At 69.1% G+C, this 855-nt stretch carries 1 protein-coding gene; it reads left to right on the forward strand.

The window, feature by feature from the left end:
* On the forward strand, positions 1-694 hold a 694-nt coding region (locus tag Mterra_RS21540; RefSeq protein WP_147373071.1), incomplete at its 5' end, for a BBE domain-containing protein.
* Positions 695-855 lie beyond the last annotated feature (161 nt).

Genomic DNA, 855 nt, shown 5'->3' on the forward strand with positions numbered 1-855 from the left:
CGCCGACCCCCGCCTCACCTCGGTGCTCAAGCTCTACGGCCCCCGGCACGCCCGGCCCGGCCCCGTCACCTCCACGGGCCAGTTCGTGGGGCCGCTGGACGAGCTGCGCCGCGTCCTCGAGCCCTTCCTGCGCCGCGTCCCCCCGCACCAACTGCGCCTGGAGCGCAAGGCCTTCCTCGAGGCCGTCAACTTCTTCGGCGGCGACCCCGAGCCCGACTGGTCCGTCCACTTCCACGGCGACCACAAGAAGTTCAAGAACACCTCGGCCTTCGCCTACGGGCCCCTGCCCCCCGAGGCCCTCCAGACCCTGTGCGCCTGGATGGAGAAAGCCCCCACCGGCGAGGACCTGGTGCAACTGGAAAACTTCGGCGGCAAGGTGGCCGACCTCGCCCCCCACGCCACCGCCTTCTTCCACCGCCGGGCCCAGTTCTTCCTGCAATACCAGGCCTACTGGTCCGACGACTCCGCCGCCGAAGACCACCTATCCTGGGTCCGCGGCGTGCGCGACGCCCTCACGCCCTACACCCGCGGGGCCTACGTCAACTACACCGACGCCGACCTCGAGGACTGGCCCGAGCGCTACTACGGCGAAAATTACCCACGCCTGCAAGAGGTCAAGCAGCAGTACGACCCGGAGGACTTCTTCCGCTTCCCGCAGAGCGTCCGGTTGCCGGGGGTGGTCGATGGTCAATAGTCGATAGCTGATAGCCGATAGCCAAACGCCCCGTTGAAATCGATCATCCGCTGGGGTTGTGCCCGCCCCGCAGGACGACTACAGCCCCACCCCCCAGGGGACACCTGCTCGGTGGTCGCTGCCTGCCCCGGCCAGGGTGTGCGGCTCACGCGGGAGGGGGT

Source organism: Calidithermus terrae (assembly GCF_003574345.1).
In the GTDB taxonomy this organism is placed as follows: Bacteria; Deinococcota; Deinococci; order Deinococcales; family Thermaceae; genus Calidithermus; species Calidithermus chliarophilus.